Raw genomic sequence first — 14134 nt, 5'->3', positions numbered from 1 at the left:
GACAGCAATATCCGGATAGGATTTTACAAATAGACAGACATCGACCTAAGTGAAGGAGGAGCAAGTGATGAATTTCGCTGTACTGGTGTTTCCTGGTTCCAATTGTGACATTGACTGCTATAAAGCAGTAGAAAATACGATCGGCCAGCCTGTTAGCTACGTTTGGCATACCGAAACGGATTTATCCCAATATGACTGTATTATCGTTCCAGGAGGCTTCTCTTACGGAGACTACTTGCGCTGCGGCGCTATTGCCCGGTTTGCTCCTGTAATGAATGCGCTAGTTCAGGCGGCGGAGCAAGGCAAATATATTATCGGCATTTGCAACGGATTCCAAATATTGCTCGAATCTGGCTTGCTTCCAGGCGCAATGCTTCGTAATGAATCGCTTAAATTCCGCTGCCACGCGGCTATGCTGCAGGTGGAGAACACAACGACCCCTTTTACTTCGGAGTATAAGCAAGGCGAACTCATCAACATTCCTATCGCTCACGGCGAAGGCAACTACTATTGCGATGATGCAACACTGGCTGAACTCAAAGCTAACAATCAAATCGTGTTCCGTTACGAGGCAGGTACAAACCCTAACGGCTCCGTGGAAGATATCGCAGGTATTTGCAACAAAAATGGCAACGTGCTTGGCATGATGCCGCATCCGGAACGCGCTGTGCATGAGCTTCTTGGTTCCGCTGACGGTAAACGGATGTTCACATCGATCTTGAGTACTTGGAGGGAAAAACATGGCGCAGCAACTATCGGCTAAGGAGCCAACTGCACAACAGATTGCAGAGCAAAAAATTTACAAGCAGATGGGCGTTACCGATGCTGAATTCGATAAAATCTGCGGTTTCTTGGGTCGTCAACCGAACTACGTAGAAATCGGCGTATTCAGCGTCATGTGGTCCGAGCACTGTTCTTATAAAAATTCCAAGCCGGTGCTTCGCAAGTTCCCGGTTACTGGCCCTCGTGTTTTGATGGGTCCCGGCGAAGGCGCAGGTATCGTGGATATCGGCGACAATCAAGCTGTTGTATTCAAAATTGAAAGCCATAACCATCCATCCGCTATCGAGCCTTTCCAAGGCGCTGCAACAGGTGTGGGCGGTATTATCCGCGACATTTTCTCCATGGGCGCACGTCCGGTGGCCTTGCTGAACAGCTTGCGCTTCGGTCGCCTTGAGAATGAGCGCGTTAAATATTTGTTCGAGCATGTCGTTTCCGGTATTGCTGGCTACGGTAACTGTATCGGTATTCCTACTGTCGGCGGCGAAGTCATGTTCGACGAAAGCTATGAAGGCAACCCGCTTGTCAACGCTATGTGCGTAGGGATCATCGACCATGATATGATTCAAAAAGGCGTAGCTAAAGGTGTAGGAAACCCAGTGTTCTACGTAGGTCCTGCAACAGGACGCGACGGAATCCACGGAGCAACATTCGCTTCCGAGGAATTGACCGCTGAATCCGAAGCGAAGCGTCCGGCTGTACAAGTAGGCGATCCGTTCATGGAGAAGCTAGTTCTTGAAGCTTGTCTGGATTTGATCAACTCCGGTATTGTTCTTGGTATTCAAGACATGGGCGCCGCAGGCTTAACCTGCTCCAGCGCGGAGATGGCAAGTAAAGCGGGTAACGGTATGGAGCTGTACCTGGATGAAGTGCCTCAACGTGAAGATGGCATGACGCCATATGAAATGATGCTGTCCGAGTCCCAAGAGCGTATGCTGTTCGTAGTAGAGCCTAAGCATGAAGCTCAAGCCAAAGCGATCTTCGAGCGTTGGGGTCTGCACTGCGCGAAAGTCGGTAAAGTATCCAATGACGGCCGCCTGAAGCTGTTCCACAAAGGTGAACTCGTAGGCGATATGCCGGTAACGGCGCTTGTCGATGAGTGCCCGGTTTACAACAAGCCTTCTCAAGTGCCTGCTTATTATATTGAAAATGGTTCAATCGATACGAACGGCTATGCAGAAGTGAACGATTTGAACGATGCATTGTCTAAAGTACTTGCTTCCCCAACGGTTGCAAGCAAAGAGTGGGTTTACAATCAATACGATTACATGGTTCGTACCAGCACAGCGGTTCGTCCGGGTTCGGACGCAGCGGTAGTTACGATTCAAGGCTCCCGCAAAGCATTATCGATGTCCACGGACTGCAACAGCCGTTATGTATACCTCGATCCGGAAGTGGGCGGTATGATCGCGGTTGCCGAAGGCGCGCGTAATAACGTATGCTCCGGTGCTGAGCCACTGGCTATCACGGACAACTTGAACTTCGGAAGCCCTGAGAAGCCGGAAATTTTCTGGCAGCTGGAAAAAGCGGCTGATGGTATGGCGGAAGCTTGCCGCAAGCTCGAAACTCCGGTTATCGGCGGTAACGTAAGCTTATACAACGAAAATGCAAAAGGCGCGATCTATCCAACGCCGGTTGTCGGCATGGTCGGTCTTGTTCATGATACAGATCACATCACTACGCAAGCTTTCAAAAAAGAAGGCGACATCATCATCTTGCTCGGCGACACGAAAGCCGAATTGGGCGGTAGTGAGTTCCAATATGTGATTCACGGCGTAACGGAAGGACGCCCTCCGCAGCTTGATCTGGATGTTGAGAAAAAGCTGTTGAACACCGTATTGGGTGCTATTCAAAAAGGTCTTGTCGCTTCTGCGCATGACTTGTCCGACGGCGGTTTGGCTGTTGCTTTGGCCGAAAGCTGCATCAGCGGACGTCTTGGCGCCAAAGTGAATTTCTCTACTGAATTGCGCAACGATATTGCGTTGTTCAGTGAAAGCCAGTCCCGTATTTTGTTAAGCGCATCGCCAGAGCAAGCTGAATCCTTGAAGCAATGGATTGCCGAGCAAGGCGTTCCATATCAAGAGCTAGGTCAAGTTCAAGGGCAAGAACTGCAAATCCAAGTGAATGCTAAACCAGTCATCCAATCACCTGTCGCACAACTAGAAAAGGTTTGGAAGGATGCGATTCCATGTCTGATGAAGTAATGCAGCCGCAGCAGCTATGGACAGGACGTTTCTATAATGATGGAATCAACAGCCATGACGGGCTGTTTGACAAGCTTCGTGAGGAATGCGGCGTATTCGGAGTGTATGGTCACTCCGAAGCCGCTAACCTTTCCTACTACGGTCTGCATGCTCTGCAGCACCGTGGTCAGGAAAGCGCCGGTATTTGCGTGGCTAATGGAACCGATTTTCATTACCATCGCGGTATGGGCTTGGTGAAGGAAGTTTTCAATAACGATAACCTCAGCACGATGATAGGCTCGTCAGCTATTGCTCACGTTCGTTATTCAACGGCCGGAGAGAGCAAGCTCGCGAACGCTCAGCCGCTGGTGTTCAAATACCGTGGAGGCGACTTGGCTATCGCTACCAACGGGAACCTGCATAATGCCGGGGATATTAAAGCCGAGCTCGAAAGCCAAGGCTCGATCTTCCAAACAACAAGCGATACGGAAGTTATCGCTCACTTGATCGCTCGTTCCAAACATGATGATATCGTGCTGGCCGTGAAAGAAGCGCTCCTTCGTGTCGAAGGAGCTTACGCTTTCTTGTTTCAGACGAAGGATAAAATCATTGCGGCACGCGATCCGCATGGTTTGCGTCCATTTGTCATGGGACGTTTGGGAACAGGATATTTGTTTGCTTCAGAAACCTGTGCGTTTGATGCCGTTGGTGGAACCTATTATCGTGACGTAGAACCAGGTGAGCTGCTCATTCTGGATGGGAAAAACGGACTGACCGAAGACCGTTTCTCTCCGATTAAGCAGCGCGCCATCTGCGCGATGGAGTATATTTACTTCGCGCGTCCGGACAGCGACATCGACGCGATTAATATCCATTCCGCGCGTAAGCGGATGGGCCGCCAGCTTGCGCTAGAATCGTTCGTAGACGCCGATATCGTAACCGGCGTACCGGACTCTAGTATCTCGGCAGCTATCGGCTATGCCGAGCAAACCGGTATCCCTTATGAGCTTGGGCTCATCAAGAACCGATACACGGGCCGGACGTTCATCCAGCCGAGCCAAGAGCTGCGCGAGCAGGGCGTGAAGATGAAGCTGAGCGCCGTGCGCAGCATCGTGGCTGGCAAGCGCGTCGTCATGATCGACGACTCTATCGTACGCGGCACGACTTCCCTTCGCATCGTAAACCTGCTTCGTGAAGCGGGTGCTACTGAGGTGCATGTTCGCATCAGCTCACCTCCTTTCAAAAATCCTTGCTTCTACGGCATCGATACGCCGGACCGTAAGGAATTAATTGCTGCACAGAAATCAATCGAAGAAATTCGCCAAGCCATCAACGCGGATTCGCTTCACTTCTTAAGCAAAGACGGCCTCCTTGCCTCTATCGGCCGGCCTAATGTCGAGCTGAACCGCGGCCATTGCACAGCCTGTTTCGATAACAGCTACCCAACTCGGGTCACCGAGGAGTCTTCTATCGGCTGCGGGTGCGATTAATCTTTTTCAAACGACGATTAGGATCAAATCGTCGTAATAAGGCGAGCTTGCGATGCCTGAGGTTTATGGTTTAAGGTTTAGGGTTTAAGGTTTAAGGTTTAGGATTTAAGTGTTTATGGTTTAAGTTTTTGATTAAAGCTTGTGAAGTCTTACAAGCTTCAAAATGCTAGAAGAAGGTAGAGGCGGAGGAGGACAGTGCCGACTCCGCCATTAAATAGTAAATAAACGCAGCCGAGTTTGGGATGCGTTGGAAGCGAGCGTGGCTCAGCCGCCGAGGCGAAGGTCCATGTGTCTGCTGGAAAAACAGCTTTTGAATGAGTGTGCAGTTGTTACGGTGATAAATAGCGGAGAGAGCGGAATCGTTCTGGAGAAGCGCAGCGTTCCCCTTTGTCCCCGAATTTCAACCGTTAAACACGGTATCATATCAAGAAATTCGGGGACAACAGGGATCGGAGGAATGATCCGCTCGCGTAAGCGATCTGTTATCACCTGGCTCCTCACACTCATTCAACAGCGGCCGGAGGCAGCACATGGACCGCAGCCGAGGCATCCTGCTGAGCCATCAAAGGGGTTCTGCTTCCACTCAAACCAAACCTCGGCCCCATAGGGAGTGAAACCAAGTGTCGGATGCATATAAAAAGGCCGGTGTCGATATCGCGGCAGGCAACGAAGCGGTAGAACGAATGAAGAAACACGTAAAAACGACGTTCCGTCCAGAAGTTTTGACGGATTTGGGCGGCTTTGGCGCGTTGTTTGGCTTAAATAAAGATAAATACGAAGAACCGGTGCTTGTTTCCGGCACAGACGGTGTAGGCACGAAATTGAAAATTGCTTTTGCTATGGATAAGCATGATACAATCGGCATCGATGCTGTAGCTATGTGCGTGAACGATATCGTGGTTCAAGGCGCAGAGCCGCTCTTTTTCCTGGACTACTTGGCATGTGATAAGGTCATTCCTGAGAAAATCGAAGCGATCATCAAAGGGATCAGCGATGGCTGTGTGCAATCCGGTTGCGCATTGATCGGCGGAGAAACGGCTGAAATGCCGGGTATGTACTCCGAAGGCGAGTACGATATCGCTGGCTTTACCGTAGGGATCGTAGACAAGAAGAAAATCATCGACGGCTCTACTATTCGTCCTGGTGACGTAGTATTAGGCTTGGGTTCCAGCGGCGTACACAGCAACGGCTTTTCTTTGGTACGTAAGCTTTTGCTTGAAGAAAAAGGCTACAGCCTGCATGATCATATCGATGCATTAGGCGGCAAGCTGGGCGATGTTGTACTTGAGCCTACGAAAATTTACGTAAAATCCGTTTTGGCGGCGCTGGAGAAAGTGCAGCTTAAAGGCTTGGCTCACATTACAGGCGGCGGTTTCATCGAGAATATTCCACGTATGCTTCCGGCTGACGTGAATGTAGAGATCGATTACGGCTCCTGGCCGATTTTGCCGATCTTCCAATTGATGCAGCAGGATGGCGGTATCAGCAACAATGATATGTTCCGTACCTTTAACATGGGTATCGGTATGGTGATTGTCGTATCCGAAGCGCAAGCGGCGGAAGCGTCTGCTATTTTTGAACAGCACGGAGAAAAAGTATATACGCTCGGCAGAGTGACCGCAGGGGAACGCGTCGTAACGTTTACCGGAGCGGAAGTATGATTAAACCCATTCGCATAGCCGTATTCGCGTCCGGAAGCGGGTCGAATTTTCAGGCAATCGCGGATGCGGTTCATGCAGGCAAGCTCGATGTTCGCATCGAGCTATTGGTTTGCGACCGGCCGCAGGCCCAGGTCGTACAGCGTGCGCAGAAAGCCGGAGTGCCGGTGCATACGTTTCGGCCGAAGGAATACCCGTCTCGCGAAGCCTATGAGCAGGAAATTTTGGAGCTTCTCAAGAATAAACAAGTAGATCTGGTTGTACTGGCTGGTTATATGCGCATTGTGACTCATGTACTGGTCGATGCTTATTGGGGCCGGATGATTAATATTCATCCGTCTCTGTTGCCTTCGTTCCCTGGACTCAATGCGGTTCGACAGGCACTTGAGCACGGCGTGAAGATTACGGGCATCACTGTGCATTTGGTAGACGGCGGACTGGACAGCGGACCTATCCTAGCCCAGCGTGCGTTCGATATTCGACCGGACGATACGGAGGAGACGCTCAGCCATCGGATTCATCCTATGGAGCACGAGCTGCTTCCAGAGGTCATTCAACATATAGCTTCAGGACATATCGATTTAAAACATATCACTAACCTTAAACTGAAGGATGGGATTAAATCATGAGCCAGACGACTAGCGGGACGAAAGTACTGGAATTGCGATACGGAATGAATCCGCATCAAAAACAAGCAAAACTGTACAGCGACGGAGAGCTTCCGATCAAAGTATTAAACGGAGATCCAGGCTTTATTAATCTGTTGGACGCTTTGAACAGCTTCCAGCTTGCACGTGAGCTGCGTCAAGCTACCGGCCTTCCTGCGGCTGCTTCCTTCAAGCATGTTAGCCCGGCAGGAGCGGCAGTAGCGGCACCGTTGACAGATAACCTGAAAAAAGCCTACTTCGTTGAAGGCTTGGAGCTTTCTCCATTGGCAACGGCGTATGCTCGTGCTCGTGGTGCTGACAGAATGTCCTCGTTCGGCGATGCGGCTGCACTCAGCGACGTAGTAGATGCATCTACTGCCCAATTGTTGAAGCGAGAAGTGTCTGACTTGGTTGTTGCTCCCGGTTATACGGATGAAGCTCTTGAGATCCTCAAAGCGAAGAAAAACGGCGGCTATTTGATTCTGCAAATCGATCCTGAGTATCTGCCAAATCCGGTAGAAACTCGTACCTTGTTCGGTTTGACGATGCAGCAAGAGCGCAATAATGGCATTATCGATGCATCCGCATTGGATAAAATCGTAACGGAAAATAAAGATCTTCCTGACAATGCCAGAAGAGATCTTTTGATCGCGTTAGTTACATTGAAATATACGCAATCCAACTCCATCTGCTACACATTGGATGGACAAACCATCGGTATCGGTGCAGGACAGCAATCCCGTATTCACTGTACCCGTCTTGCCGGAGACAAAGCAGACCGTTGGTTCCTGCGTCAGCATCCGCAAGCATTGAACATGAATTTCCGCCAAGGCCTCTCCCGAGCGGAGCAAAATAATGCCATCGACCTGTGGCTTGAAGAAGAACTGACTCCTGTGGAGCAGGCAGCTTGGGAAGCTTGCTTCGACGAAGTTCCTGCTCGCTTGTCCCGTGAAGAGAAGCGTGAATGGCTGAGCAAGCTTCAAGGCGTATCCTACGGCTCTGACGCTTTCTTACCTTTCCGTGACAATCTTGACCGTGCCAGCCGCAGCGGCGTGAAATACGTTGTCCAAGCAGGCAGCTCCATGCGTGATGAAGAAGTGGTCAAAGCTGCTAACGATTACAGCATGGTCATGTGCTATTCCGGCGTACGCCTGTTCCACCACTAAAATCGACGCAGTTCAGGGGAGGATTTCATCGTGACAACGACTAGAGCCGCTCAAGCGGATCAATATATTAATGCATTAAGCAGCAATGCGTATCCTGGACGCGGTATCGTTATCGGCGCGACGCCGGACGGTACTCGCTTAGTTCAGGTGTATTGGATTATGGGACGCAGCGAGAACAGCCGTAATCGTGTATTTATTCAAGAGGATAATGGATTTGTTCGTACGGAAGCGAAAGATCCTGCCAAGCTGACGGATCCTTCGCTTATCATTTATTATCCGGTAAGACATGCGAACGGAGCTCATATCGTGACTAACGGTGACCAAACGGATACGATCTATGACGCACTGCAATCCGGCGGCTCCTTTGAATCCGCACTGGCAACTCGTACGTACGAGCCGGATGCTCCTAACTTCACGCCGCGCATTAGCGGACTTGTTGATCATAAGGACGGACAATTCGCATACAAGCTGTCCATTCTAAAATCTAACGGAAATGTAGAGGATCAAACGCTTCGCCATACGTATACGTACGAAAAAGCGATTCCTGGCTATGGTCACTGCATTCATACGTATCAAGGAGACGGCAATCCACTTCCATCATTCCAAGGAGAGCCTGCGCTCGTTCCTTTGACGAATAACATTCGTGAAATTGCTGACCTTTATTGGAAAGCGCTGAACGACGAGAACAAGATCTCCCTGCTTGTCAAAACGATCGACATCGAAAGCGGCGCTACCGAGCTGCTCGTAGTGAACAAAGATTAAGGGGGAGCAGAAACCGTGCGTGTATTAGTCGTTGGCGGCGGAGGCCGTGAGCATGCCATTTGCTGGGCGTTGAAAAAAAGCCCTAAGGTGCAGGAGCTGTATTGCGCACCGGGTAATGGAGGCATTGCTGGAGTAGCAGAGTGTGTTCCTATTCAAGTGAATCAATTCGAAGAGATTGGCGAATTCGCCATCGACAATGCGATTGATCTTGTTGTAATCGGACCGGATGATCCATTGTCTGAGGGCATTGTCGATCACTTGGAAGCGAAAAAAATTCCGGTATTTGGTCCACGCCAAAATGCGGCAATTCTGGAGTCGAGTAAAGTATTTTCCAAGGATTTGTTTAAAAAATATAATATCCCGACAGCTGCATACGAATCGTTCGATGATTATGAAGCTGCTCTGAGCTATTTGCGGAAGCAAACGATCCCTACGGTCATTAAAGCCGACGGCTTGGCTGCAGGAAAAGGCGTTATCGTAGCGCAATCGATGGAAGAAGCAGAAAAAGCGCTTCACGACATCATGGTAACCAAAATTTTCGGCGATTCCGGTAATCAGGTTGTTATTGAGGAATTCCTGACTGGACAGGAGATGTCCATTCTTTCCTTTGTTGACGGCCATGTCGTTCGCCCGATGGTGCCTGCGCAAGACCATAAAGCTGTCTACGACAATGATAAAGGTCCGAACACAGGAGGTATGGGCACTTACACACCTTTGCCGCATATTCCTCAATCGGTTATCGATGAAGCTATCGAAACAATTATCAAGCCGACGGCGGCTGCGATGGTCAGCGAAGGACGTCCGTTCCGCGGCGTGCTGTTTGCCGGTCTTATGATCACCCCACAGGGGCCTAAAACAATTGAGTTTAACGCTCGTTTTGGCGATCCGGAGACTCAGGTTGTGCTGCCTCGTTTAAAAACGGATTTGCTGGATATTTTCGTTGCTGCTGTTAACGGTCACTTGGAGCAGATGGATATTCAATGGTCTGATGAGGCTGCTGTATGTGTTATACTCGCTTCTGAGGGCTATCCAGGTTCTTACCCTAAGGGACTTCCTATCGAAGGCTTGAGCGATGTTCAGGATTCCTTCGTATTCCATGCAGGAACTGCATTGAAAGACGGACAGATCGTAACCAACGGGGGACGTGTGCTTGGGGTTACGGCGCTTGGCAAAGATATTGCTGAGGCTCGCGCCAAGGCTTATGCCGATGCCGATCGTATCCGGTTCCAAGGCAAGCATTACCGTACCGACATCGCTAAAAAAGCGCTTGTATAGTGATCATAAACAATGCCAAGGGAATTTCCTTTCCTAAGGCATTGTTTTTTTTAGGTTTATTTTCGACCGCTGCCTTTGATGATGATTTTGTCCCAATTTTTGTACACGAAGAATATGGCGGCGATAATTCCTAGAAGAAGAACAATAGATAACGCGTAATGGTGCAAAAAGTATGAAATGGCATTCATGGCGCACACCCTCCCGATGTTTTCTTCTTAAGGTCCCCTAAGTTGCATGGAAGATTCCATTTAAAAATGTTCACGGGTCATTCATCATCTTTTACCCTAAAAACTGTTATACTAAAAGGATGATCAAGGATTACAGGAAAGCTAGGAGTGAACGCAATGGTTGTTATAAAAACGAAAGAAGAAATACAATTCATGCATGAAGCAGGAAAAATTCTTGCGGCTTGCCACAGGGAAATTGCCAATATGATTCGTCCGGGTGTTTCGGGAATGGACATTGACCGGTTTGTAGAAAAGTTTCTGGCCGAGCACGGTGCTACCCCGGAACAAAAAGGATACAGCGGGTACCCTTTTGCAACTTGCGCTTCAGTTAACGATGTTATTTGCCACGGGTTTCCTAACGAGAATCCGTTTCAAGATGGCGACATTGTCACCATCGATATGGTCGTTAATTTGAACGGCTGGCTGGCGGATTCGGCTTGGTCTTACAGAGTTGGCAATGTTTCGCCGGAGGCGGATAGACTGCTTAAGGTAACGGAAGCTGCGCTGTACAAAGGCATAGAGCAGGCGCTCGACGGAAACCGTATCGGGGATATTTCCCATGCCATTCAGGTATATGCCGAAGCCGAAGGATTATCGGTAGTGCGTCAATTCGTCGGTCACGCCATCGGTCAAAAAATGCACGAAGAACCTCAGGTTCCGCATTACGGACCAGCAGGTAAAGGGCCAAGATTGAAAGTAGGCATGGTTATTACCATTGAGCCTATGTTAAATATCGGCGGTTACAAAGCAAAGATCGATGCGGACGGATGGACAGCCAGAACGGTCGACGGAAGCTTATCGGCGCAATATGAGCATACGATCGCCATTACAGCTGAAGGTCCGATTATACTTACCCAACAATAAGAATACGGCTGGAAAAATCAAAAGCTCCGAAGTCGCTATTTTGGCGGCTTCGGAGCTTTTGTTTAACCTGGCGCTGCAGCAGTTATTTGGTTGCTGGCACGGCGTTTAAGTACTCTTCTAATGTGATCCCCTTGGAGGCTATTTCTTTGGCCATTTGTGTTCCTACATAACGAATATGCCAAGGCTCATATTGATAGCCTGTAATAGATTCCTTACCCTTTAAATAACGGATAATAAAGCCGTATTCCGCCGAATGCTTTGCCAGCCATTCCGCTTCCTTCGTTCCTCCGAAGCAATCCTGAGCGGCACATTTACCGTCGCTTCCTGAGACATCAATGGCTAAGCCTGTCTCATGTTCACTGTGACCCGGAACTGCGCTATAGGTTTTTGCTTTTTCTTCGCCGTCGGTTTTTACATAGTTGTTAAAAACTGTTTTTTGCGTAGCGTGGGACCGATAGGCAGATACACCTGCCAAATAGATGCCGTCCTTTTTGGCGCCTGCAAAAAGCTTCTCAAGGGCAGCCGCAGCCTCTTTACGCATTTTGCGCTTTTCAATTTTTTCTTTGAACGTAAACGGCACATCAGGATATACGAGATCAGACGGTTCGTATTTCTCCGGCAGGGCGAATTGCTTGTTCACCAGCACAGAGATGCTTTCCGGCTCAGCTACCACCTGATTGGCTGCGCCTTTGCCTGGATCGGTCGTTTTACCGGTATTGCTGGCGCTTCCCGTTGGGGTAGTGGCTGGAGCTGGAGAAGTTGTGCCTGGTGAGGTAGCTACGCTTCCCGGGGTGCTTGTGGAGTTCCCATTAGGGGTGGTTGTAGAAACGTTATTTTGCGCTGGGGCAGCGGTGTCTGCAGGTTTAGCGGACGGATCATTCTTGGAGCCCTCACAGCCTGTGAATAAAGCGAGGGATGAAGCTAGCAGTAAAGCGGTAAGTGACGATTTGTTCATGAATTCTAATTCCTCCGTTAGTGGGTTTAACTAAGGGGCGCTTCTATGTAACTAGGGGTCCGTTAGTTGTAGCTTTCTCATCATACTATAGACTGGTGTAAACGATCAAAAGTTACAAGCTTGCTTGAGGAAATTGAGAACAAGCTATTGACTTGCTCCCTTATTTGATTAAATCTATTAGCAGAGAAATGGACTGGGAGGGAGCTACTAACATGACAATCCATTATGGAGTCCTGAAATGTAAAGTCATTGGACGTCGGCAGGGTATGCGGGAAAACCCGCATTACCAGCTGCACGCCGAGTCGGGAGGAATCCATTACCGGATTGCGATCAACGTGAAGTCGCAGCTATCTCCTTCGGAGCTGCTATACTATACGGATGAGCATTTTGAGCATGAGGTAACCGGCGATTTGCCAGGGCTGCCGTTTGGGTTTACCTACTTGGATAGCAAGCCCGGGGGCATGGCTCTGGATTATATTCGCGGCAATTTGTTTGATCGGCGCAGCATGGTTCCACTGGCGTTTGAAGTGCCGGGACATGATAACGATTTGAACGGCAAGCTCGATATGTATATGAAACTGGCGATGGAGTGCGATGATGCGGTTCTTTACGCATATGGTGATGTGTGGGGACCCGAGCCTAAGCAGGCTGATAGCATTTTTGGTTTTATTCCTGGGAACGGTCTTCATGACATTCATATGAATCAAGGGAACGGTGGGGTACGCACCAAGGATAATGGGGTCTATCAGGATGGGGGCCTGCTGCTGCATTTTCCATCCAGCAACCGCTGGATAGCGATATTTTTGGCTTTTCAGTCTCAATCTTGGCATACCAATGACTTGACGGGCCATCCTATCCATCTAGGCCGACAAGCCCCTTCAGGAACGCAAGAAAGGGAGCTGCATACGGAGCATGCGATATTTATTGTAGGAGCTATAGTTAAGCCCGCAGCACCGACAGCTTATGAATCGGTTACTTTATTGAATGTAACGGATCGAACCATGGATTTAACAGGCTGGTCTTTAGCCAACAAATTCAAACGGAAGTACCCTTTAAAAGGCACTATAGAGCCGGGGCAGTACTTGACCGTACCGTTAACTCTTCCTGGTTATTCCGATTATCTGCGCCAGCGGGGCGACATCATTACATTGCTTGATACAAACGGTTTGAAGGTCCACGGGGTTTCGTATACGAGAAGCCAAGTCCGCAGCGGGTGGACGATTCGGTTTTGATAGGAATCAATGTATTGCGTAATAATGGAAACTATTTCAGGTGTCAAAGCGTCTAACCAAAAGAGGTGAAGACTGAAATGAAAAGGCTTTGTCTATTTGTTTGTCTAATGATGCTTACGGCATGTTCCAGTGCTGATAAAAGCGGTAAGGTTTTGGAGCCTTCTGCGGTCAAGACGGAGCTAACCAATCCACAGCATCTGGATCAATGGAAGCTGGCCCTGCTGCCAACAAACCGCTCTCCGGAAATGTCTTGGCAGTATGCTATCGAAGTGCAGTATACAGGCGAACAAGCGGTAAGTAATGTCGTCGTAGTGTACAGAGTGGATACGAAGGAGAAGATGTCGGGCAGCACGATCAGACCCGATGCCAAAATGGTAGTCTCCAAGCTTGAACCTAATGAAAAAATTATGATTCAGGATCTGAGTCTTCCGTTAAATACTCCTATTCAAGTAGGAGTCACTTGGTTGAGTGTCAATACGATTATTAACAGTTCCGGCACTTTTACTATTACGGAATTAAAAGATAGCAAGTGATCAAGTACCATCACCTTGTTTTACTAGAGATCGGCTTGTTAAAATGTTTACCTCCATCAAAGGATGGGGGTATTTGTGTTATAGCTTTGTAATGTTTTGAAAAGTTTGGGCCAACTGTTTGTAGAACACGAGAGGGAAGGGGTATGGGGTGGAGAAGCGATAGCGGCCGCCTTTGAAATCGTATGAATACCGCTAAAGCAATAATTCCAATCATACGATTTCAACAGCGGTTGGAACCCCATACCCCTTCCCTCCCAAGCAACGGATGGGTTTATGAAGGGTCTTTTAAGCAACTGAGAACACAGCCGATATCCAACATGACATTTGTCATATGAAAAGAGTGACATTCATGAATACCGAGC

13 protein-coding genes and 1 pseudogene are annotated in these 14134 nt (G+C 49.0%); 12 read left to right on the top strand and 2 right to left on the bottom strand.

Annotation, left to right across the window (positions count from 1 at the left end; genetic code table 11):
• Nucleotides 1–67: 67 nt before the first annotated feature.
• From purQ to purD, 8 genes are all read left to right on the top strand, one after another.
• Complete coding sequence (purQ, locus tag QMA13_RS32670; RefSeq protein WP_282937800.1) at nucleotides 68–763, top strand: phosphoribosylformylglycinamidine synthase subunit PurQ; 696 nt, start codon at nucleotides 68–70, stop codon at nucleotides 761–763.
• On the top strand, nucleotides 741–2984 hold the full coding sequence (gene purL, locus QMA13_RS32665) for a phosphoribosylformylglycinamidine synthase subunit PurL (RefSeq protein ID WP_282937799.1): 2244 nt from the start codon (nucleotides 741–743) through the stop codon (nucleotides 2982–2984). The genes purQ and purL overlap by 23 nt, the downstream gene beginning before the upstream one ends.
• On the top strand, nucleotides 2969–4453 hold the full coding sequence (gene purF, locus QMA13_RS32660) for an amidophosphoribosyltransferase (protein WP_282937798.1): 1485 nt from the start codon (nucleotides 2969–2971) through the stop codon (nucleotides 4451–4453). Before purL ends, purF begins: the two co-directional genes overlap by 16 nt.
• A 620-nt stretch (nucleotides 4454–5073) precedes the next feature.
• A complete protein-coding gene (gene purM, locus QMA13_RS32655) occupies nucleotides 5074–6114 on the top strand; it encodes a phosphoribosylformylglycinamidine cyclo-ligase (RefSeq protein WP_282937797.1) in 1041 nt (346 codons plus the stop codon).
• Nucleotides 6111–6740 (top strand): phosphoribosylglycinamide formyltransferase, encoded by a 630-nt coding sequence (purN, locus tag QMA13_RS32650; protein ID WP_282937796.1) that lies wholly within the window; start codon nucleotides 6111–6113, stop codon nucleotides 6738–6740. The genes purM and purN overlap by 4 nt, the downstream gene beginning before the upstream one ends.
• Entirely contained in the window at nucleotides 6737–7924 is a 1188-nt protein-coding gene (locus QMA13_RS32645; protein ID WP_282937795.1) for a phosphoribosylaminoimidazolecarboxamide formyltransferase, read from the top strand. Before purN ends, QMA13_RS32645 begins: the two co-directional genes overlap by 4 nt.
• A 30-nt stretch (nucleotides 7925–7954) precedes the next feature.
• Nucleotides 7955–8686 carry an IMP cyclohydrolase gene (locus QMA13_RS32640; protein ID WP_282937794.1) on the top strand — a complete coding sequence of 244 codons (732 nt, stop codon included), beginning with the start codon at nucleotides 7955–7957 and terminating at the stop codon, nucleotides 8684–8686.
• 15 nt (nucleotides 8687–8701) lie between these two features.
• Nucleotides 8702–9961: a phosphoribosylamine--glycine ligase gene (gene purD, locus QMA13_RS32635; protein WP_282937793.1), complete on the top strand. Its 1260-nt coding sequence runs from the start codon at nucleotides 8702–8704 to the stop codon at nucleotides 9959–9961.
• A 56-nt stretch (nucleotides 9962–10017) separates the two neighbouring features.
• Here purD and QMA13_RS32630 read toward each other — a convergent pair whose 3' ends face one another.
• Nucleotides 10018–10149: a hypothetical protein gene (locus QMA13_RS32630; protein WP_282937792.1), complete on the bottom strand. Its 132-nt coding sequence runs from the start codon at nucleotides 10147–10149 to the stop codon at nucleotides 10018–10020.
• A 156-nt stretch (nucleotides 10150–10305) separates the two neighbouring features.
• Between QMA13_RS32630 and map the strand changes: the two genes are divergently transcribed.
• A complete protein-coding gene (map, locus tag QMA13_RS32625) occupies nucleotides 10306–11052 on the top strand; it encodes a type I methionyl aminopeptidase (protein WP_282937791.1) in 747 nt (248 codons plus the stop codon).
• 82 nt (nucleotides 11053–11134) lie between these two features.
• Here the strand turns inward: map and QMA13_RS32620 are convergent, their stop codons facing one another.
• Complete coding sequence (locus QMA13_RS32620) at nucleotides 11135–12007, bottom strand: D-alanyl-D-alanine carboxypeptidase family protein (RefSeq protein ID WP_282937790.1); 873 nt, start codon at nucleotides 12005–12007, stop codon at nucleotides 11135–11137.
• Nucleotides 12008–12219: 212 nt separating this feature from the next.
• On the opposite strand from QMA13_RS32620, the pseudogene QMA13_RS32615 reads away from it, so the two are divergent.
• The 3 genes and pseudogenes from QMA13_RS32615 to QMA13_RS32605 form a co-directional block, all read left to right on the top strand.
• Nucleotides 12220–12858, top strand: a pseudogene (locus QMA13_RS32615) (DUF2278 family protein); the annotation flags it as partial.
• Complete coding sequence (locus tag QMA13_RS32610) at nucleotides 12847–13239, top strand: lamin tail domain-containing protein (protein WP_282943668.1); 393 nt, start codon at nucleotides 12847–12849, stop codon at nucleotides 13237–13239. The pseudogene QMA13_RS32615 and the gene QMA13_RS32610, both read left to right, overlap by 12 nt.
• A 107-nt stretch (nucleotides 13240–13346) precedes the next feature.
• The gene (locus QMA13_RS32605) at nucleotides 13347–13772 is read left to right on the top strand and encodes a hypothetical protein (RefSeq protein WP_282937789.1); all 426 of its coding nucleotides are present in this window, start codon (nucleotides 13347–13349) and stop codon (nucleotides 13770–13772) included.
• The last annotated feature ends 362 nt before the right edge of the window (nucleotides 13773–14134 follow it).

The organism is Paenibacillus sp. RC67, from assembly GCF_030020805.1.
Lineage (GTDB): Bacteria > Bacillota > Bacilli > Paenibacillales > NBRC-103111 > Paenibacillus_S.
This window is presented reverse-complemented; position numbering and strand designations above follow the sequence as displayed.